We start from the raw sequence: 21,520 nt of genomic DNA, 5'->3' as shown, positions 1-21,520 counted from the left end.
TCAGAAGTCAGTTCAAGTCATAGTACTGTAGGAGCTTCTTCGAAAGTTGAGGTTAGGGAAGGACTTGACGGTAATTAATTGAGAGTTATTGAGAATGGTAATCCATGTTTGAAAGCAGATAACCGTTGAACGGACTATCTAATTGAAGATAGAGTGGAACTCAAAAATAAATATTAGAAGTGCTTAGTGGATCCTACGCTCAATACATGAACAAGATTCACTTAATTAATTGCTGAACCGCCGTGTACCGAACGGTACGCACGGTGGTGTGAGAGGACGGCGGTTAGTCACCGCCTCCTACTCGATTTAGGTAACAGGTATGGCCCATGTGTAAGAATATAAAAGAGGGACATAAATGTTACTTATTATACAACTTGTTGCGACAATAGGCGAATGAGTGAAACGAATGAAGCCTACTAGATTAATTAAGTAAGGTTAAAATCTTCTTTATGTAAAGTGAACTTTAGAAAAAATAATTATATTATATTATATAAATATAAGGCTACAAAGCCATTTAAACAAAAGATTAAAGGAGATTGATTTACTATGAAAAATGAAATGCAAGAATGCGGGATGGTAAATATCTCTTATAATATTGCAGAAGCGTTAGTGAAAGCAGAAGAATTTACAAATGAAGGAGAATATATAATGATGTTGTATAATTTAATAGAAAGTGTAAAGAAAAAAATATACAAAGCTAAATACATATCTAGATGTACTATAATTATATGTTCAATTTGGGTATACCTTGTAGTGAACAATAATATTATAATTACATATTAAGATACAGATGAAGAGGAATATATATGATATTTGGATATGTAAGAGTAAGTACAAAAGAAGAGAATCAAGAAAGACAGATAAAAGCTTTATTAGATTATGAAAAAAACTTAGAAGAGGATAATATTTATACAGATAAACAAAGTGGTAAAGACTTTAATAGAAAAAACTATTTAGGGTTGAAAGAAAAGCTAAGAAAAGGTGATACATTAATAATAAAAGAATTAGATAGGTTTGGAAGAAATAAGAGTATGGTATTAGATGAATTAAATTATTACAAAGCCTTAGGGGTAAGGGTTAAAGTTCTAGATGTACCAACTATATTAATGGATTTAGATTCTTTTGGTAATGAAGTAGCTAAGGCGATGATAGATATGATAAATAACTTATTAATAGAAGTTCTATCTACAATATCAGAGCAGGAAAGAATTAAAATAAAGCAAAGACAAGCAGAAGGTATTGCTATTGCTAAGCGGGAAGGAAAATATAAAGGGAGGAAAGCAGTAACAGAGAAAGATTTACCTAAAAACTTTTCTAAAGTGTATAAGCAGTGGAAAAATAAAAGTATAAATGGAACACAATTTGCACAGTTGTTATGATTAAAAAGTAGAGCAACATTATATAAGTACATAAAGATATATGAAGATACTATGTAGAAGAGTAATAATAAACCTCTTCTTTTTTTTATATCTCCCCCGAGAATTACAAGAAAAAAGGTATGGGTATTTTATACAGATATATTGGCCACTATTAGTTAAAGTACAAACCAATTGAAATTTTTATGTAAACCAAGTGTATACCCAAGAATAGAATATTCAAAATAATTAAATATGAGCTATTTGAATTAAAATTGAAGGTTTATTTTAAGTGGAAGTAGCTTCTATATGCCTCAAAGTGAACTTTTGAAAAATATAAGTATAAAATATAAATATAAGGTATTTTACAAAAGATAAAATGTAATGAGGTAGAAGTTTATGATAGATATTATGATTATGGAAGAAAAAGATTATGTAAAAGTGTATAATTGTGGAGTTTTAATTTTAGAGGAGAACAATTATAATGAAATTGTATTAACTATAAAAGAAGCATTAACCATCATAGAAGATGATTTATATCAAATTGAAGTTTTAAGAAACGTATTAAGACAAGTTGAAGATATAAAGAGGTTGGTGGCTTAAGTGTTAGATGAAAAGAAAATAATTAGTTGTTATGTAAGGGTAAGTACAAATAAGGAAGACCAGCAGAAATGCTTACAACAACAAAGAGAATTATTACAAGAGATGTACAAAGATTATGAAATATTCTTGTATAGTGATACTGGAACTGGGATAAGCTTTAATAGGCAAGGATTTAAAAAGTTATTATATGATGCAGGCTTAAATGAAAAGAGGTTAAAGGATGGAAGATTAACTTTTGAAGCAGATGAATTTAGAGAGCCATTGTTTAATGAAATAGTAGTATTATCTACTTCAAGGTTTGCAAGAAATATAATAATTATTGATGTGTTAAGAACTTTATGGGATTTTAAGAAAGTAAATGTTAAATTTCTAGGTGTTCAAAAAGATAGTAGTAATATGAATGATAGTATTCTACTTCAAATGTTCTTTGCAATGGCTGAAAATGAAGTTAAAGAAACAAGTGTAAGAACTAAAAGAGGAAATAAAACTACTGTAATGCAGAATAAGATAAGGAATAATAGTATTTTTGGATGGGATTTTGATAAAGATACTAATTCATTAGTTGCAAATGAGAAGGAAGCAGAAGTAGTTAGGTTTATTTATAACACTGCATTAGTGCAAGGATTAAAAAGAACTGCACAAATAACAAATGAAGCAGGATATAGAACAAAGAAAGGTAATCTGTGGAGTGATAGCACAATAAAAACATTAATAACTAATCCCAAGTATAAAGGCTACAATGTTAGAAATAAGTTTACCAGTCAAAATCTTTTTACAGAAAGTAAAGTTAAGTATGTAAAAAAGGAAGATTGGATTGTAAAGAAAAATGAAAGAATTGAACCTTTAGTGAGTGAAGAACTTTGGGAAGAGGTACAAGAAGCAATGAAAAATAGATGTTCACATGGTAATAGAGGAACTAATGCTAGAAAGTATGATACTGGAGGAAAAGTTATTTGTAAATGTTGTGGTGCTACATATGTAAGATGTGTTGAAAAAAGAATAAGTGATAAACCACAAGGACATCATTATTTGATTTGTTCTCATAAAAAGAAATATACAAAGAAATATTACCAGTCTGAAAATATTAATGTTGAGATGTCAGATGATTTTATAGAAGAGCAAAGAAAAGTGTATTATAAAAATGTTCACTTGCAGATAAATTTTTAAATTATAAAGCTTAATAAAGAACTGTCAAAGGCAAATTCAGAAACAGTTGATATGGTAAATGATTTGATAAAAATAGAAAAGGACAAGCTAAAGAAAAATAAAAATTCATTAGAAACTCTTTTGAATTCTTTTATTGATTCAACAAGTAACACTATGAAAGATATTATTAAGAAAAAGATGCAGACTTTAGAAAATGCAATACAGATTACTGAAATAAAGATAGCTATTTTAGAAAATAAGAGAGCTGATAAAAATAAATACATAAGAGAGCTAAGTAATAAGGTATCTGCATTAAAGAAAAAGGGGGGAAGAACTACAAACTAATGTCTTAGAAAGAAGAGAATGGCTTTATAAGGTAGAAAATATTGTTGTTGGTGGGAAGAATAATTTGATTGCAGTTTACAAGTTAGATTTAAATTATATATAGCGTCGTTTTAATGTAAAGATATAGGGGGGATTTAATGTATAAATATAGTACATATGTTGATGTTGAAGATTTAGGAGGGGAGGATGTTTGGCTTGGGTTAAGCTTGAAGTCAGGTATAGCTTTTAAATTTCAAGAATGTTATTGTAGTTTTAAAAGAAAAGTTGATGGCCCTGACATTTTTGAAAGATTAACAATAAGGTATTATAGTGATAATCTAGAAGAAGTGAAAAAAGTCGAAGTGAAAATAAAACGATGTTTAGATTTATTATCATTTATATTTTTTATTCCTATGCCAGTTGGATATGTTAGTCGTACTAAGTGTGAAGTAGAAGAAGAGTTAGATAAGATGTGTACAAATAAAAAAATAGAAAAACTTAATGAAATAGATAATATAGTAAATGGTTTTAGAAAAACTAAAGATAGGTTTTTTGATGTGTTGGAAATATTCAGAAAAGGAATGAGATATCACTTTATGCTAGATTTTCAAGAAGAGGCATATTTGTATTATTTCAAAGCTATTGAAAATGTTGTTAAAGATTATTTTGACAAAGAAGGAAAAGATAAATTAGATGTTGATAATAGTAAAGTGAAGAAGTTTCTTGAAGATATATATGCTAAGGAATTAAATGTTGTTTATTCAGAAAATAAGCTAGAGAATTTAATTGGTAATTTAAAAAAAATGTTGATAAAAAGTTGTTCGGAGGATGTGTATTCTAAAATATCTTTTTTTGCAATAAAAATAAGATTAAGGTTGATTATAATGTGCTAGGTAATGCAGTTACAGTAAGAAATGGAATTGCACATGAGGAGAATGTAAATATTCAAGATTTTTCAGATGAATTTAAATGTATAGCATTATTAAGTAAAGATATAATAGCAAAAAAATATTTTAATGAATTGTATAAGAAAATTGCAATAGATTCTCGCATAGAAATCTTATGATAATGTATAGATTGTTTTGTTGAGGTAAATGCAATAAAATACTTCTTAAAGGTGTGAAAGAGGGACAACTAAGTTAGTTTAATGAAATTTTGAAAGAGTTAGTGTAAAAGCTAACTCTTTTTGTTACAAGTGTATTAAATTATTATTTGAGAGGTAAATATGGAAAGAGATGAGGTAATAAGTGAGATTATATGTATTCAGTGAAAAATATGATTTGATAATTGCTCATGGAATTCTACAATTTATTAAGAAAAATGATAGAGATAAATTTATTAAATATATGAAAGCTAATACTAAGCATAGTGGATATAATGTAATAGCTGTTTTTACTGATACTATTGAGTTGCCAAAAGATTTAGAAAAACATCTTATAGGAATATTCAAGGAAGAAGAAATAAAAAGTTATTATGATGATTGGGAAATTGAGATGTTTGAATCATATATTTTTGAAGATGAACATGAAAATGGATTAAGGCATAGCCATGCAATAAATAAAATAGTTGCTAGAAAGATATAAGTTTTATAATGAATTTAGTTTAATAAAATAATAATTTAAGGATTAAGTTTACAGGATTTTAGGAATAGATATCAATAAGATTTTATTTTTCCTTGAATAAAATTTAGCTTTGAATTTAAAAAAGAAAGAAGCAATAAATGAATTCAAAGGAGTAGTATTATTAATATGACACCAATCACAATTCTACACAGGGGTTGTAACATAGATGTTGAATATAGAATGGTGCAACTAAAGTAGTGCAATCGAAATATAATAGATGAACAATGAAGAGTAGCTTAAACTAAAGGTTTAAGCTACTTTTATCATTTTATCCTTCTGATAGAATAAAAGTTTATATAATATTAATAGGAAACATATAAAAAGTTTGTAACAAAGCAAATTAATGGGCTTGAATTAAATTATATAAATTTTCAAAATAGTTAAGTGTTAAAAAAGGTGTCGAAAATAATCAGTTGAGTTATAGTATTTAATAATGTAGAATACAGAAGGTAATTATTTTAAGGGGGATATATATTTTGATAAAAGATAAAATAAAATCAATAGTTAAAAGTAAAATATTTGTTGGAGTACTATGTTTTATTCTAGGAGGTGTAGTTCTAGGAGGACCTTCTGGAATAGATATTACTGAAGAGCGATATAATCAATTATTAGAGATGGAGAAAGTTGCATTAGGTAAAACAAATCAAAATAGTGATGATAAATCAAATAATGCAAACAATAATGATAAGCCAGAAGAAAAGAAGGAAAACAAACCTTTTGCGCCTGGTGAAACGGCTTATTTAAGTAGTGATAAGGGTGTTAACTTGATGTCATTAACCATAAATAGTGCTAAATTAATAGATGATAGAAATAAATTCTCAGATAAAAAGGCTGATAAAGTTGTTGAAATTGAATATACTTATGAAAATATAGGGTTTGATGAGAATTTACAAATATTTGATTCGAACTTTAAGATATATGACAAGTCAGGAAATGCATTAGAAACATACCCAGCTGGTGGAGAGAAGCATTCACAAGCTATTAGTAAAGGGAAAAAATGTACTGCTAATATGTCTTTTGCATTAAATGATGAATCTAATGAGCTAGAAATAGAATTTTATAAAAATCCTCTTAGCAAGAAGGCTAATGGAGTATTTACAATAACAGCAGAATAAAAATAGGGGAAGTACTCTCTTTTGATTTCAATAATATGTTTTTAAAACCTAAGGACTGTATAATTAAGTGATTCTAACTTTAATAATATGTAATTTCAAGTTTAATTTTACTAATAATCTTAAACTTTGAAATTATATTATTAATGGGGTTCGCTTAAGTATACAGTCCTTAATTATTTAAACTATTGAATTTTTACTTTAAAGGTTTCTCCTGGTTCTTTTACTATATGACCTGAAGAGTAGGGTTTGCCATCTAGGGTTATAATTACTTCTTTTACATTAAAAGCATAGCCTAAAGTGTTAACTATAGCTTCTAAGGTAGCTGCTTCGGGACCACTTCCTAAGCCCATTACTTCATTGAAATTAGATGCAAAATCTATAGTTAAAACCTTGTTTTTATTAAAATAAACTTCGTTTATTTTAACAGCAGGTTTTAGAAGTGGTGGGGTATTAGCATCGGAGCCTGTTTCGAATTCTTTTTCAAAAAGTTCAGCGTAGTTTGTAGAGTCAGATACTTCGATTTCTTTTTCGTTATATTTTAGAGAGTAATCTTCTATAGAAAAAGAATATATTCTGAATTTTTTTAATTGGTTTTTAGGTTCAGAGGATGAGGTGTTACCAGTATTAGATGAAGTATTACTGGAATTAGAGTTAGATGAAGTTCCATCGTTACTTGTTACAGTGTTACCTCCATCCTCTTTATTAGCGTCATCCTTTTCTAAAGTTTCCTTAATTTCTGTATCTTTTTTATCTGAAGTATCACTTGAATCAGTTTTTGCTTCTTCCTTTTGGATTGTTCCAGAGGTGTTGTTTTCTTGCTTTCCATTATCTTGTTTTTTATCACCACAACCAATGAATGAAAGTGACATAACCATTGCGATAATCAGGCTTATAACTTTTTTATTCATTTTAAATTCTCTCCTTTTAATATCTCGCGTATATGATAACACAAGACCTTATTTTATACATAGACTACATATAAATTATTTAGTTTATAACTTTTCCTATAACTAAACTTAATTTTCCTGTATTGAGGATTATTTCTTAGAATTATATATAATTATAATTGTTTTTTTGTGTTTTTAATATAGAAAATAATGAGAAAAGGAAAATTTAATAAAAAATCCACATAAGAATTCATAAATTATATTAACAAGGCTTATACTTAGAGGTATAATGTAAAGGATATTTAATTGAAAATAATGTTAGAATTGATGTAAATAAATTGTATATTAAGTTATAATTTAGAATTAAGCCTTCATTTATTTAATGGGCTATATTTTATGTAGTATATATTGTATAAATAAAATTAAACTATAATTATAATGTTATCATAAGAAGTTAAATATAAAATAAGTTATATTAAATTAAGTTTTAATATTTCGAAGTCTATATACTTTAGCAAGGATTATCTATAATACTAACAATTAATCATTACTAAATAAATATAATTTAAAGCTAAAATATATATTCTTGAAGGAAACGCATGTACTTAAAAGAGTTTTAAATAATTACAAAATAATTGCTTTAGGAGAAATTAACATGAAAAGATTTATAGTATTACTTTCTATAATTATCTTTAGCATATTAATGGTATTTCCAAGAAATCCTGTTTTTGCTACTATAGAAGAAGATAAAGAGTTTATAACTAGCACTTATAATATAAATTCAGATATAAAGTTAAATGGATTAAGTTCTGGGGTGGCATATAGTTTTTATATTCCTGATACCTGTGAAATTGTTAAAAATGGAGTTATGACTTTAGAAATTCAACTAGAAAATATGGATAAGGAAAAATATGAGGACGTGAATATAGAGGTGACACTTAATGGAGGAATTTTACCTTTAGTTATGTTGCCTAGTGAAGAGGAATCTTTTAAGCTTGAGATTGAATTACCTAAGGGTAATTTAGTAAAAGGATATAATAATATAAGCTTTACATCTAATGTAAAACTTAAAGAGGATGTAAATAAAGAAGATTTTAAAGGAAGCAGTATAAATATAAAAAAGGAAAGTAGCATTGAGGTTTTTTATGCTGATGTAAAGGATACCTTGGGTTTATTTGAATACCCATACCCTTATTTATCATTAGGGTACAGTAAAGAAGTGAATTCTATAATTGTACTTAATGACAATTGTTCTGAAGCTGAATTAAGTGCAGCTTTAAATATAGTTCAAGATTTTTCACAGAGGGCTAAGCTTACAACGGAATATATAAAGATTAAACAGTATAGTGATTTATCGGAAGAGGATAAAAATCAAAATCTAATATATGTTGGCGATATAGATAATGCTTCTAGTAGTATTTACAATTTAGTTGAGGGACCTATTTTAAAGCAGTTAAAGGATAAGGTTTTTATATGTGAGTATAATAGCCCTTTTAATAATAGTAAGAAACTACTTTTTATAGGAAGTGAGAAAGTAGAACAATTAAATAATGCTACTAAAAGTCTAGCTTATAAAGGTTATACTAAGTTTGTAAAGGAAAAGGGAACTTTTTTTGAGGATCCAGTATTATCTAAGCTTAATAAAGAAGATATTAGTGCCTTGTATCTGAAAAATTTAGGTTATGAAGATGCCTATGCTTATAGGGATAAGAATAATTCATATGAGTATTTAATACCCTTAGAAGAAAAATGTAAGTTATATAGTAATTCTTTATTAAAGTTAAAGATAAATTCTTCTCCTTTTATAGATAATGAAGCAATTACCTTTGATGTTATTATAAATGATATATTAATTGAGAATTACAAGTTAACTCCTAATGCAAATAAGCATGAGTATGATATAAAGTTACCAGAGGAGGCTCTTAAATCACCTTACCTTAAAATTAAAGTTAAGTTTAACTTTGATGAAGAGAAATTAAATGAAGTAAAGGGTGAAAATGCGTACATAGCTGTTTCTAAGGAATCTAAGGTTAACTTAGGAAATGATATTCAAGCAAAAAGGAATATTGGTGATTACAGTAAATGCTTTATAAGAGATGGTAAGCTAAATGATTTAGCAGTGGTTGTACCTGAGGTTTTAACAGGCAATGAATTGAATTTAATAGGTAAATTAATATATAAGATGAGTGAAAAATTAAGTGAAGTTGATAGTGTGCAAATTATTAAGGGGCAAGACTTTAGGGAAGGTAATAAGAATTATATCTTCTTAGGTTCAGCAAAATTTAATGAAGGAATTCAAAATATTAACTCTGAGCTTTACATAAAATATAAAAGAGGCTATAGAGAATTTAAAGAAAATGATGTTATAGGAAATGAAAAGGAAGAACTTTTAAATTCTGCAACGGTTCAACTTATAAAGTCCCCTTGGTATGGTGAGAATTCATTATTAATATTAACTGCACCAAAGAATGAAAGAATTAATAATTTAGTAGATATATTATGTAGTGATGAAGAATTGAAGGATATACATGGAGATTTGTTAATAGTAAGTAGAAATAATGAAAATAAAGGTTTTTATTTTGATATTACATCTAATATAATTTCACCAGAGGATGAAGGAATTAATGATATAAGTTTTAGTGATTTTAAAAATAAAAAGATATTTATTTTATCTACAATCTTCATAATCTTAACTGCATTGTCTTGTGTATTAGTTATGCACTCAAAAAGAAAAAAAGGTAAAAAGAAAAAATAGTTATATAGAAAGCTGTAACATTAAAGGATATAAGATATCTTTTGATGCTACAGCTTTTATTTTATCTTTGAAAATGGTTTTATAATAAGAATTTTACACATATAAATATAAAATTTAATAAAATTTGTGTTTAAAAGGGAATATGAATCATAGATTAATAATGTAAATATTATAGGAGGTTGGCTAATGGGAAAACATAATGATAAATATGACGTAATAGAACTAGGTAAGGAAGAATTTATGATGGTTCCATTAAGCAAGATGATGGATAAGAACAAAGGAGACAAAAAGCTTGATGATCAGTGCAAAAAAGATTTGGAGATGAAGAAGGAAAAGAAAAAACAAAAGGATATGTATAATATGTGTGCAATGGATAATGATTTCTTTAAAGAGGGCATGTATGTAAATCCATACTTACTAAATATGATGTATATGAATTCATGCTTAATGATGAGTATGATGAACAGTGGATCACAATTCCCAATGAATCCTTTTATGAATTTTAATATGAATAAAATTGAAGAAAGAGATTTTGAGGATTTATTTGGTGAGGGAGTAATTGAAGAAGATTACGAGATTGTAGAGGAAGATATTAGAGATCATCATGAGGAAAAGCATAAATGTGAGCTTAGGCATATAGTTAAAAGAATAGAATGTAATCATCCAGATATTATAAGAACAATGCTTAGATATGGAATGCCAGCAGGTATTGTAAGGAATGAAATTATGAAAATTGTTAAAGTTGCTATGGAAGAGTGCAAGTGTAGAGAATAATTTATGAATAAGAAAGTAAACTTACAATCTATTTCATTGACTTCTTGATTAATAGTTAATTAAGAATGGAGGTTAAATTATAAAATTAATTTGTTGATTTTAAAGTTTTTTATTAATTTGTTGGTTAATAGTTGATTAATAATAGGAGTTGAATTATAAAATCACTGTATTGATTTTAAAGCTCCTTATTAATTTGTTGATTAATAATGGTAAATTAAGTAACTTAGAATTAATTTTAAATTTATAGTTATAAAGGAGTTCTTTGAAGCTGCAATATGCTTTAAGAACTTCTTTTCTTTTAGGGGGAAAGATTTATATAAGTGTGTTTACAATAAAAGGTAAAGATATTATAATGGTAATTAATTACATATATTAAAACAAGTTTTGAAGCTTAGTAATAAGTTTATGCAAAATATATAGAAACGAAGGATGGAAATTATAGAAACCAAGTTAAAATAATGAGAATTTAGTGTACAAGCTACTTTGTGAAGTGAGGAGGAGAGCTATGAAAAATAATAATGTTCGTTATACCAGAGGAGGGGGATCTATAAATAGGCCCAGAAAGAAAAGCGGTTTCCCAAAGGGATTTTTAGTACTATTACTTTTGTTGCTTTCATTAGCGGCTTTTTTTACTAAAGTGCTTAGCAATGAACAGGATATAGCTGGTGCTAATACAGGAAGTGGAAGTAGTACCACAGAACAAGGGAAGAATAATGAAGAAAATGCTACTGAAAAGGTAAATAGTGAACAAAGTGGAAAAGAAGTCAAGGGTGAAACAGCAAAGGTCTATGTTGTTCAATGTGGTGTTTTTAAAAATGAGGAAAATGCTAAAAAGGTAGGAAATCAATTATCATCTATAGGGGAGGCGTTTTACACTAAGAGTGGTGAGTTAATAAGAGTTAACTTAGGAATTTATACAGAGGAAAATGCATCAGCTATAGTTGAAAAGATAAAGTCTCATAATATAGATGCAACAAGAATACCTATAACTATGAGTGCAAATACAGTAGCAGAAAAGGAAATAGTTGAAATAATAAATGCTAATCTTAAGATTTTAAATAAGGCAGCAGAGGATAAAGTAGAGGCTGTTGATACTGCTAGTATGAAAAAGTGGATTGATGAGTTAAAGAAAGTTCCAGAAACTGATCCTAGCTTTGAAAATTTGAAAAAAATAACTGAATTCAGCAAAGGACTTGAAGAAAAAGTATCTAAAAATAAAAGTGCTGAATATTACGAATATATATATAATTTTATAAAAGATTTAGGTTATATAAAATAAAACTCAATAAAATAAAATTTAAATATGAGCAAAAAGTTTTTTATGTAACAAAACGGTAAAAGTTATTAAAAAAATTATTAATTACATTCTTATAGACTTGTTTATGAAGATATTAAATGATAAACTATATAAGATGTAGCAATAAGGTGGGATATTAGTGAAAAAAACAGAGGGAGGAACTCCCTATTTTATTTTCATAGTATTGTTAGGAGCTATATCAGGAACACTTTTGGGTGACATATTAGGAAATCACATAGAAGCGTTAAGTGTGTTAAAGCTTAGTTATCAAATAGGCATGGACACACCTATTTTATTGAATTTAAAGTTTATGGTTTTAACCATAGGTTTAAATTTTAATGTCAACATTATGTCTATTTTAGGGATAATTTTGGCAATAATAATTTATAGGAAGTTTTAGGAGTGATAACTTGAACATAATATTAGCATCAGCTTCTATAAGGAGACAGGAATTATTAAAAAGATTAGTTTCGGATTTTGAAATCATAGTAAGTGATTTTGATGAAGACACAATTAAATTTTATGGTTCTTGTAGTGAATATGTTATGAATCTTTCTAAGGGTAAAGCTTTAGATGTAGTAAAAAAAGCTGAAAAAGATTCTATCATAATTGGATGTGACACCATAGTATCAATTGATAATAGAGTCTTAGGTAAACCAAAGGATAAAGAGGAAGCAATTAACATGATGGAATCTTTAAGTGGCAGAAAGCATGAGGTTTACTCAGGAATTACTATTATAAATACAATGACAAAAGAAGTTGTAAGTGACTTTTCATGTACTTCTGTTGAATTTTCAGAACTAAGTAAAGAAGAAATATTGCGTTATGTAGAAAGTGATGAACCTTATGATAAGGCTGGAGCTTATGGAATACAAGGAAAAGCTGGAGTCTTTGTTAAGGAAATTCACGGATGTTACTATAATGTAGTTGGTCTTCCACTAAATAAGCTAAGAGGAATGCTAAAGAAAATGGGGGTAAATTAAATAAAGGAGTTTAGTAATAATGAGTGAAATTATTACCATTAAAAATTTACCTGAAAATGAAAGACCTCAAGAAAGACTCTTAAGATATGGTGCAGAGTCTTTATCTAATGCAGAATTATTAGCTATTATTTTAAGAACAGGAATAAAAAACGAGAATGTAATACAACTTAGTAATAGAGTTATTAAGACTCAAGGTGGCTTGAATGGATTATTAGGATCTACGGCTGAAGACTTTAAAGAAATTAAAGGAATTGGTCTTAGTAAGACAGCACAGATTTTGGCTGTAGCTGAAATATCTAAACGATTTAGAAGTTATAAATCGGGGGTAGATTATAAAATATCGAAACCAAAGGATGCCGCAGATTTAGTTAAGGAAAGTATGAAATCTTTAAATAAAGAAGTTTTAAAGATTATTCTTTTAAATACAAAAAATGTAGTCTTGTGTATAAAAGATGTTTCAATGGGGAGCTTAAATAGCTCCATAGTTCATCCGAGGGAAGTCTTTATAGAAGCTGTAAAGAAAAGTGCAGCCTCTATAATAGTTTGTCATAACCATCCCTCTGGTGATCCGACTCCTAGTAAAGAGGACATTAATATTACATGTAGATTGAAAGAATGTGGTAAGTTACTTGGTATAGAGTTTGTTGATCATATAATAATAGGTGGAGAGACTTTTATAAGTCTCAAAGAAAAAGGAATAGTTTAAATACGAAAGGAGAAATATTTATATGGGATTATTTGGGATTTCCAAAGATATGGGTATTGATTTAGGAACAGCTAACACCCTAGTATATGTTAAAGGAAAGGGGATTGTTTTAAGAGAACCTTCAGTTGTTGCTATTAATGTTGATACAAATAAAGTTTTAGCAGTTGGTAATGAAGCTAAGGAAATGATAGGTAGAACACCAGGAAATATAGTAGCTATTAGACCTCTAAAGGATGGAGTAATAGCTGATTTTGATAGTACAGAAAAAATGTTAAAGCATTTTATAACAAAATTAAATTCAAAAAGTGCTTTTGCTAGCCCAAGAATAGTTGTTTGTTATCCTTCAGGAGTAACAGCTGTTGAGAAAAGAGCTATAGAAGAAGCAACTAGAAGTGCTGGAGCTAGAGAAGTATACTTAATGGAAGAGCCTATGGCAGCAGCTATCGGAGCAGGACTTCCAGTAAATGAACCTACAGGAAGCATGGTTGTAGATATTGGTGGTGGTACTACAGAGGTTGCTATTATATCTTTAGGCGGAATAGTTACTAGCCAATCTTTAAGAATTGCTGGTGATGAATTAGATAAATCAATCATCAATTACATAAAAAGAAAATACAATCTTATGATAGGTGAAAGAACTGCAGAAGATATTAAAATTAAATTAGGTACAGTTTATAAACCAGAAGATGATGAGAGCGAAGATGAGAGTATGGAGATTAAAGGTAGAGACTTAATCTCAGGATTACCTAAAAATACAATTATAACTGATAATGAAGTTAGAGAAGCTTTAAATGAACCTATTATGTCTATTATTGAGGCTATAAAGGTAACTTTAGAAAAGACACCTCCAGAATTAGCATCAGATATTATGGATAAAGGTATTACTTTAACTGGAGGTGGAGCTCAGTTAAAGGGGCTTGATGCTCTAATTAATGCTGAAACACACATGCCTGTACATATTGCTGAATCATCTTTAGATTGCGTTGCTGTTGGAGCAGGAACTGCTTTAGATAGCATCAACGTTATGCAAAAAAGAAGATAGTAAATGAAATTCTTAAAAAAGAATAAACTTGCTATATTAATAGTAGTACTTTCAATAGGATTTTTAGTGCTTATAGGAACAAGCACTAAAAGTCCTAATACTAATTTAGCAGAAAATGGCATAGGTGCAGTGTTGAATCCCATACATAGAGTTCTTTATAAAGTTGGTACAAAGGTAAGAAGTAGTTTTAGCTTTATAACTAATTTTAAAGAGGTTAAGAATGAAAACAATGAGTTAAAAGATCAAAATAGAGAACTAAAGAATAAGGCCTTAGGATATGATATTCTTAAAAAAGAAAATGATAGACTAAGATCAATGTTAAATTATGTTGAAAGTAGTTCCAATGACTACTCTTATATAGGTGCGGACATCATTGGGATAAGTGGTAATAGTTTCTTAGATGGTTTCATTATTAATCACGGATCGGATAATGGAATAGAAAAGGGAATGGTAGCAATGACTGGAGAGGGTCTTGTAGGTCAAGTTACTTCTGTTGGTTCAAACTGGGCTATTGTTCAAAGTCTATCTAATGAAAATATTGCAGTTGCAGGATACGTAGAAAGGGTTTCTGAAAACAATGGTATAGTTAAGGGTTATAGAGATGATAATAATAGACTTTTAGCACAAATTGAAATACCATCCTTAGAATCAGAGATTCAAAAAGGGGATATAATTCTTACTTCTGGTATAGGTGGAATATATCCAAAGGGATTAAAAATAGGAGAAGTAATAGAAGTAACAGAAAATAAAGCAGACATAAGTAAGACAGGAATAATTAAACCTTATGTAGATATAAATAAACTTGAAGAAATATTTATAGTTATACCAAAAGAAAAACGAGAAGTTAAATATTAATTATTAAAGAGGTTTATTATGAAGAAAACAATAGTATTAACTTTAATAGTCTGTGCTTTATTGGTTTTGGATAATACTTTAATTCCTATGATAGGAATTAAGAACTATTATCCAAGTCTTTTATTTACATTTGTGTGTATATTCTCAATTATTAACGGTCCTATTGATGCTGCGATTTTAGGTTCGGTATCAGGACTTTTACAAGATGTATATTTCTTTAATGGATTTGGAATAAATGCTTTTGCTAATTTAATAATATGTGTTTTAGCAGCTAAGTTAGGGGAAAATATATTTAAAGAAAAAGCATTGATTCCAGTTGGTGCGACATTCTTTTTTAGTGCTTTAAAAGGAATATCATTATATTGTATATTGTATATATTAGGAGAATTCACAAGTATTCCTGCAATATTGTACACAAGTATATATAATATGGTAGTTGCCATATTAATGTATAGATTAGTTTATAAATTAAGTATTAAGCAGTATATGAAAAGAGAATGGAAATTCTAGTAGTGTGGTGATCTAATGAAAAGTAGAAAAAAGCGAAAAGAATTTAACAGATACATAGCCTTTATAATATGCATGGCTTTGATTTTCACTGCTATTCTTAGCAAGCTAATAGAATTGCAAATAAAAGATGTGGAATATTATAGAGAAATTGCGGATAAAAATTCCCATAAAATAATTAATAAAGCCTCTCCAAGAGGAGAGATTTACGATAAAGAAGGTAAACTTTTAGCTACTAATAAGCAAAGTTATATAATTACCTTTACAGAAACAGAAGAAAGTAAAGAAAAATTTTACAAAACTATAGATGATGTTTTAAAGCTTTTAGCAGAAAATGGTGAGAAGTTAGAAGATGGCTTTGCCTTAAAGGTAGATCCTTTTAAATTAGAGTTTAATGTTAGTGATGAAAGTGCTATAGAATGGAATGACTTAAGGTTTAAAAAGGATAGAGGTTTAAGTGAAGCAGTGGCTAAGAAGAAGTTTCCTAATAAGAACTTAGATCAGCTTAATGATGAACAAAAAGCTGAAGTTGAAGAAGCTCTTAAGTTTATAACTCCTGAGCAAGTTTTTCATCATTTAGTTATTCAATATAGTTTATTTGATTTAGTGAAGGATCAATATATAGAGGAAAGTTGGAATAAACTATCTGAAGAGGAGAAATCAACTATAAATAAAGATGAGTGGTATAAGAAGGAAGTTAAGAACTGGGAAAATACAAAACCAGAAGCTAAGTCTGAATACCTATATGAAAAGGTTGATTATGCTACTATAAGAAACTATATGATTGTAAAAGATAAAATCAATATGCAAAGATTCTCAGGATCTAATCCTGTTACAATTGCTAATGATATTAAAGAAGAAACAGCTTTTATATTTGAACAAATGCAACCTAATTTACCTGGTATATCTGTAATGAAGCAACCTATAAGAGAATATCCAAATGGGGATTTGGCTTCATCTATTTTAGGATATATGAGAAAGATAAATCCAGGTGAGCAAAGCAAATATGAAGAAAAGGGCTATGACCCTAATACGGATTATATCGGAGCTGATGGAATAGAAGCAGCCTTCGAGGATGTCCTAAGGGGAACTAAGGGACAAGAAAGTATTGAAACTAATAAATCTGGAAGAAAGATTAAAAGTTTAGGAGAGCAGGTTGCTTACCCAGGAAATAATGTTAAACTAACACTTGATGCAGATCTTCAAAAGGTATCTGATAAAGCTTTAGATGACACTATGGCAGAACTTAGAAAGAAACGTAGAACTACTTATGGTAATGATAGTGATGTAAACACTGCCAATGCTACAAGAGGTGCAGCAGTTACCATAGATGTTAAAACAGGTGAGATTTTAGCGATGTCTAGTAGACCTGGATATGATCCAAACTTATTCACGGTTCCAGGAAGATTAAGTGATGAAGAATACAAAAAGTATTTCAGTCCTGATATGGAAGCCTTTGGAAGAGAATATATTAAAAAGAGTGGATTAACATCTTTATCTACATACAGAAAGAAAAGTATGGTTGGTATGAGTGCTCAAGAAAGAGAAGACTATATACTAAATGACTTATTCCCAGTTGTTAGGGATGAAAATGGTGAAGCTGTAGGTAGGACAGATAAGTACGATATTGCGCCTAAACCTTTATTTAACTATGCAACACAAACCTTAGTTCCACCGGGATCTATATTTAAGGTTTTAACTTCTATTGCTGGTTTAGAAGAAGGGGTAATCAATAGAAATACTATGATTCATGACTCTGGTTACTATAATAAGAGATATAAACAATATAAAGGTGCCAGCTGGAAGTTTAACTTAAATGGTGGAAGTCATGGTAATCAAAATATTATTCAAGCTTTAGCTGACTCAAACAACTATTACATGTATGAAATTGCTGATAGAATGTTTGAAAAGGGTGGAGTTGAGACTAAAGAAGGTCTTAATATGCTTGCTAAGTACGCTTGGAAGTATGGATTAGGTGCTGAACCAAGTGAAAATGCTAACTATTCTACTGGCATAGAGTTAAATGAATACTTTGGTCAAGTTTATAACTATGAATCAAGTAAAAAAAGTTTTGCTGTGCTATATACTCAAAATATTTATGAGTTTTTACAACAGGGAACTAACTCTATAAAAAGTAATACTTATAAAGGAATAGATATAGTACCTTCTAATACTGATGAGGAAAGTATTAAACAGATTAAGAAGGATTTAACTAATATAATAAAGAATGAAATAATAGAAGGTGTAGACGGAAGAGAATTCCAAGCAGACTTTAAGAAAACCCTAGAGGATAAATTAAAAGAATTAATTAATTCTCAGGACAAGGTATATAAAGACAGTCATAAACAACTAATTGATATCTTAAACTCACAGGTTCTTAATGAAGAAAGTACTGTTAAGTTAGATGGTGCTACAAAGGAAGCTTTAAAAAATGAGATTAAGAATTCTAAACCAGAGGATTATAAATCTTTAGTTAGTTATGTGGAGAACAATTTGGTATCTAAAGCAGAAGAAATAGAGTTAAACAATGAGACTAAAGCTAAGCTTGAAAATATAATAGCTAACTCTAAGTCAGAAAATATTAATGGCTATAGTGATAAAGATATTAATGGAATGATAGAAACTATACAGTTCTCTGTAAGAGATGCTAAGGAAGAAATAAAAAGTGGTACAAATACCTACAACGCCTCTATCGGGCAAGGTTTAAATCAATTTACACCACTTCAGTTAGCTAACTATATAGCTACAGTAGTAAATGGTGGTAATAGATATAAGGCTCATATTGTGGATAGCATAACAGATGCTGACGGTAATGTAATTAAGGATTACAGTGAACCAGAATTAATTGAAAACACCGGTGTAAGTAAAGAAACTATTGATATTGTTAAAGAGGGTATGCTAGGAAGTACTACCACTGGTACAGGATCAAAAGCCTTTCAAGGATTCCCAATTCCGAGTGGAAGTAAAACAAGTTCATCTACTTTCCACAATGAAGAACTTGATATGGGAAGAACTACTTATGCATTATATGGAAGTTTTGCACCTTATGATAACCCTGAGATTGCAGTAGTTGTAATTATCTTCGACGGAGGTAATGGAGGAGATGCAGGACCTGTTGTAAGAGCTATTTATGAAGAGTATTTTAGGGATAAGATAACCGAAATGAATCCAGGGTATAAATTTACATATACTAAGGAAGAAGAAAAGGTAGATCCTAATAAACTTAATACTAATAGTAGCAATGAGGATAAAACTACAAATCCAGCAGGAACTTTAAGTCAGTCTGAGGTTAATGATGTAAATCAAAATGTTGGTAATACACCATAATAACGAATTTTAAATAATTTTAAAGAAATTTTAAGAATATTATATAGAAGTTAATAGAATTTATGGTTTTAATTTGGAAGTTTTAGTTATATAATAAGAGGTAGTACCTATGTACTACCTCTTATTTTATAAAAATATTGTAAAACTAATAAAAAAATATTATATTATTACATATAATGTTATTCTTTGCGTTGAATGATCATATTAATTTAATAGAAAATAAGAGAAAATGGTTTAATTTGTATTGCAAATTGTTTAGAATCCAAGAAAATATCCTCTCTGGGATATTGAAATTTATGCACTAAGTACTTAGAAAATATATAGTATTATGATTTCTATATAGTGTATAATTAAATTTATTATAATATTAAAAAATATGAAAGCAAACTGTAAAAATAGGGTGGATAATCGTTTTGGAGGGGTATATGCAAAAAAATAGAATTATCATTAAAGGCAATAGAGAAGGCTTAAATGCGGTAATAAACATAAATGCCTTCAGTGATTTTGAAGATATGTTAAATGCCTTAATTGAGAAACTATCTAAGGGGAAGAGATTTTACAAGGGAGCAATTTTGACTATAACTACAGAGTTAAAGTATATGAAGGCAAGGGATATAAGAAAGTTAAAGGATGTATTATTTGATACCTTTATGATTAAGGATTGTATTTTTCAAGATTCAGAAGAAGAAAAGAATAAAGTATTTACTGGTGTATTTGAAGGAAGAACAAAGTTTGTACATAAAACAATTAGAAGTGGACAAATGGTTAAATACCCTGGAAATTTAGTTATTATAGGTGATGTTAATCCCGGTGCAGAAATATATGCCGCTGGAAATATAATTGTATTTGGAAAACTTAGAGGAATTGTACATGCTGGCAGTGATGGCAATAGTAAAGCTATAATTGCAGCTTTAAAGTTACAACCACAAATTATAGACATAGCTGGTGTAATAAATAGGGGGGCAGAGGATGATTATGAACCTGCTTATCCTGAAGTTGCTAAATTAAAAAATAACTATATAAGTGTAGAACCGTATACACCTAATAAATATATTTAAGTGGAGGTATTGAAATGAGTGAGGTAATTGTAATAACATCGGGAAAGGGTGGAGTAGGAAAAACTACTACAACAGCTAATATTGGAACTGCTTTAGCTAGTTTAGGGAAAAGGGTAGTTGTAGTTGATGGAGACACTGGTCTTAGAAATTTAGATGTACTTATGGGATTAGAAAGAAGAATAATTTATACTATTTTAGATGTAATTGAAGGAAAGTGTACTTTGAAAAAGGCTCTTATTAAAGATAAGAGATTTGAAACCCTATATCTCCTACCAACAGCTCAATGTAGGGATAAGGATGATATTTCTGCTGAAAATATGATTAAAATAATAGACGAGCTTAAAAATGAATTTGACTATATATTAATAGATTGTCCAGCTGGTATAGAACAAGGCTTTGAAAATGCTGTTATAGGTGCAGATAGAGCTATTGTAGTTGTAAATCCAGAGATTACATCTGTAAGAGATGCTGATAGAGTAATAGGGAAGTTAAATGACAAAGGTTTAGAAGATCATGGGGTTATAGTTAATAGATTAAATTATGAAATGACTAAACGTGGTGAGATGCTAGGCGTAGATGATATTATAGATTGTCTTGCTATCAAATTAATAGGTGTTGTTCCAGAAGATAAGAATGTAACTGTAAGCACTAATAAGGGTGAACCAGTGGTTCTTGATGATCATGCTATGGCAGGCGTGGCATTTAAAAATATTGCAAGAAGAATAATGCATGAAGAGGTTCCTTTTGAAGATTTCAGTGAAGAAAAGGGATTTTTAGCTACAATCAAAAGATTGTTTAAAAGATAACTGGGGGTGTAGATATGGATTTATTTAAGTTTTTTTCTAAACAAACACCTAAAGAAACAGCTTCGAGTAGATTAAAGTTGATATTAATTCATGATAGAGCAACTGTATCTCCTGATTTTTTAGAAAATATAAAAAGAGATTTGCTTGAAGTAATAGCTAAGTACGCGGAGATTGAAGATGAAGAGGTTGATGTTAAATTAACTGATACAGAAGAGATTGAAGATAGTTTTCCTGCATTAATAGCAAGTATTCCTATAAAAAGAATAAAGGGATAGAAATTTTTCTATGGATATATTATAGAACTATATGCAACACTAAGCATATAGTTCTATAAATTTTCAATGTATTGTTACATATA

Annotated in this window: 23 protein-coding genes; 22 read left to right on the top strand and 1 reads right to left on the bottom strand. The window is 28.8% G+C overall.

From position 1 onward, the window contains the following. Positions 1–546 precede the first annotated feature (546 nt). The 9 genes from BUA48_RS11985 (at position 547) to BUA48_RS11945 (ending at position 6,165) form a co-directional block, all read left to right on the top strand. A complete protein-coding gene (locus tag BUA48_RS11985) occupies positions 547–783 on the top strand; it encodes a hypothetical protein (protein ID WP_072832297.1) in 237 nt (78 codons plus the stop codon). Positions 784–806: 23 nt separating this feature from the next. Continuing rightward, on the top strand, positions 807–1,379 hold the full coding sequence (locus tag BUA48_RS11980) for a recombinase family protein (protein WP_072832296.1): 573 nt from the start codon (positions 807–809) through the stop codon (positions 1,377–1,379). Positions 1,380–1,754: 375 nt separating this feature from the next. Beyond that, positions 1,755–1,958, top strand: coding sequence for a hypothetical protein (locus tag BUA48_RS11975; protein WP_072832295.1), 204 nt, complete (start codon positions 1,755–1,757; stop codon positions 1,956–1,958). Further along, on the top strand, positions 1,959–3,125 hold the full coding sequence (locus tag BUA48_RS11970) for a recombinase family protein (protein ID WP_072832294.1): 1,167 nt from the start codon (positions 1,959–1,961) through the stop codon (positions 3,123–3,125). 51 nt (positions 3,126–3,176) lie between these two features. After that, positions 3,177–3,449, top strand: coding sequence for a hypothetical protein (locus BUA48_RS15845; RefSeq protein ID WP_072832293.1), 273 nt, complete (start codon positions 3,177–3,179; stop codon positions 3,447–3,449). A gap of 137 nt (positions 3,450–3,586) precedes the next feature. Beyond that, positions 3,587–4,321 carry a hypothetical protein gene (locus BUA48_RS11960; RefSeq protein ID WP_072832292.1) on the top strand — a complete coding sequence of 245 codons (735 nt, stop codon included), beginning with the start codon at positions 3,587–3,589 and terminating at the stop codon, positions 4,319–4,321. Then, a complete protein-coding gene (locus BUA48_RS11955) occupies positions 4,315–4,494 on the top strand; it encodes a hypothetical protein (protein WP_072832291.1) in 180 nt (59 codons plus the stop codon). The genes BUA48_RS11960 and BUA48_RS11955 overlap by 7 nt, the downstream gene beginning before the upstream one ends. 181 nt (positions 4,495–4,675) lie before the next feature. Beyond that, the gene (locus tag BUA48_RS11950; protein ID WP_072832290.1) at positions 4,676–5,011 is read left to right on the top strand and encodes a class I SAM-dependent methyltransferase; all 336 of its coding nucleotides are present in this window, start codon (positions 4,676–4,678) and stop codon (positions 5,009–5,011) included. Between the two features lie 515 nt (positions 5,012–5,526). Next, positions 5,527–6,165, top strand: a complete 639-nt coding sequence (locus BUA48_RS11945; RefSeq protein ID WP_072832289.1) for a DUF4352 domain-containing protein — start codon at positions 5,527–5,529, stop codon at positions 6,163–6,165. A 182-nt stretch (positions 6,166–6,347) separates the two neighbouring features. Here the strand turns inward: BUA48_RS11945 and BUA48_RS11940 are convergent, their stop codons facing one another. Beyond that, entirely contained in the window at positions 6,348–7,073 is a 726-nt protein-coding gene (locus tag BUA48_RS11940) for a GerMN domain-containing protein (protein ID WP_072832288.1), read from the bottom strand. Positions 7,074–7,707: 634 nt separating this feature from the next. Here BUA48_RS11940 and BUA48_RS11935 point away from each other — a divergent pair. From BUA48_RS11935 to minE, 13 genes are all read left to right on the top strand, one after another. Continuing rightward, a complete protein-coding gene (locus BUA48_RS11935) occupies positions 7,708–9,807 on the top strand; it encodes a cellulose biosynthesis cyclic di-GMP-binding regulatory protein BcsB (protein WP_072832287.1) in 2,100 nt (699 codons plus the stop codon). Positions 9,808–9,993: 186 nt separating this feature from the next. Continuing rightward, positions 9,994–10,581, top strand: a complete 588-nt coding sequence (locus BUA48_RS11930) for a hypothetical protein (protein WP_072832286.1) — start codon at positions 9,994–9,996, stop codon at positions 10,579–10,581. Between the two features lie 505 nt (positions 10,582–11,086). Next, on the top strand, positions 11,087–11,860 hold the full coding sequence (locus tag BUA48_RS11925) for an SPOR domain-containing protein (protein WP_072832285.1): 774 nt from the start codon (positions 11,087–11,089) through the stop codon (positions 11,858–11,860). 157 nt (positions 11,861–12,017) lie between these two features. Further along, entirely contained in the window at positions 12,018–12,278 is a 261-nt protein-coding gene (locus BUA48_RS11920) for a DUF4321 domain-containing protein (RefSeq protein ID WP_072832284.1), read from the top strand. Between the two features lie 10 nt (positions 12,279–12,288). Beyond that, complete coding sequence (locus tag BUA48_RS11915) at positions 12,289–12,861, top strand: Maf-like protein (protein ID WP_072832283.1); 573 nt, start codon at positions 12,289–12,291, stop codon at positions 12,859–12,861. Positions 12,862–12,880: 19 nt separating this feature from the next. After that, on the top strand, positions 12,881–13,567 hold the full coding sequence (gene radC, locus BUA48_RS11910) for a RadC family protein (RefSeq protein ID WP_072832282.1): 687 nt from the start codon (positions 12,881–12,883) through the stop codon (positions 13,565–13,567). 22 nt (positions 13,568–13,589) lie between these two features. After that, positions 13,590–14,609, top strand: coding sequence for a rod shape-determining protein (locus tag BUA48_RS11905; RefSeq protein ID WP_072832281.1), 1,020 nt, complete (start codon positions 13,590–13,592; stop codon positions 14,607–14,609). A 3-nt stretch (positions 14,610–14,612) separates the two neighbouring features. After that, a complete protein-coding gene (gene mreC / locus BUA48_RS11900; protein WP_072832280.1) occupies positions 14,613–15,464 on the top strand; it encodes a rod shape-determining protein MreC in 852 nt (283 codons plus the stop codon). Positions 15,465–15,482: 18 nt separating this feature from the next. Further along, on the top strand, positions 15,483–15,974 hold the full coding sequence (mreD, locus tag BUA48_RS11895) for a rod shape-determining protein MreD (protein WP_072832279.1): 492 nt from the start codon (positions 15,483–15,485) through the stop codon (positions 15,972–15,974). Positions 15,975–15,989: 15 nt separating this feature from the next. After that, a complete protein-coding gene (locus BUA48_RS11890; protein ID WP_072832278.1) occupies positions 15,990–19,298 on the top strand; it encodes a penicillin-binding transpeptidase domain-containing protein in 3,309 nt (1,102 codons plus the stop codon). Positions 19,299–19,723: 425 nt separating this feature from the next. Beyond that, positions 19,724–20,356 carry a septum site-determining protein MinC gene (gene minC / locus BUA48_RS11885; protein ID WP_072832277.1) on the top strand — a complete coding sequence of 211 codons (633 nt, stop codon included), beginning with the start codon at positions 19,724–19,726 and terminating at the stop codon, positions 20,354–20,356. Between the two features lie 14 nt (positions 20,357–20,370). Next, entirely contained in the window at positions 20,371–21,162 is a 792-nt protein-coding gene (minD, locus tag BUA48_RS11880) for a septum site-determining protein MinD (RefSeq protein WP_072832276.1), read from the top strand. 14 nt (positions 21,163–21,176) lie between these two features. Continuing rightward, on the top strand, positions 21,177–21,437 hold the full coding sequence (gene minE, locus BUA48_RS11875) for a cell division topological specificity factor MinE (RefSeq protein WP_072832275.1): 261 nt from the start codon (positions 21,177–21,179) through the stop codon (positions 21,435–21,437). Positions 21,438–21,520 lie beyond the last annotated feature (83 nt).

It is taken from the genome of Clostridium collagenovorans DSM 3089, from assembly GCF_900130005.1.
Taxonomy (GTDB): domain Bacteria; phylum Bacillota; class Clostridia; order Clostridiales; family Clostridiaceae; genus Clostridium_D; species Clostridium_D collagenovorans.
The sequence above is the reverse complement of the archived record's forward strand: the minus strand, read 5'-3'. Positions and strand labels throughout refer to the sequence as shown.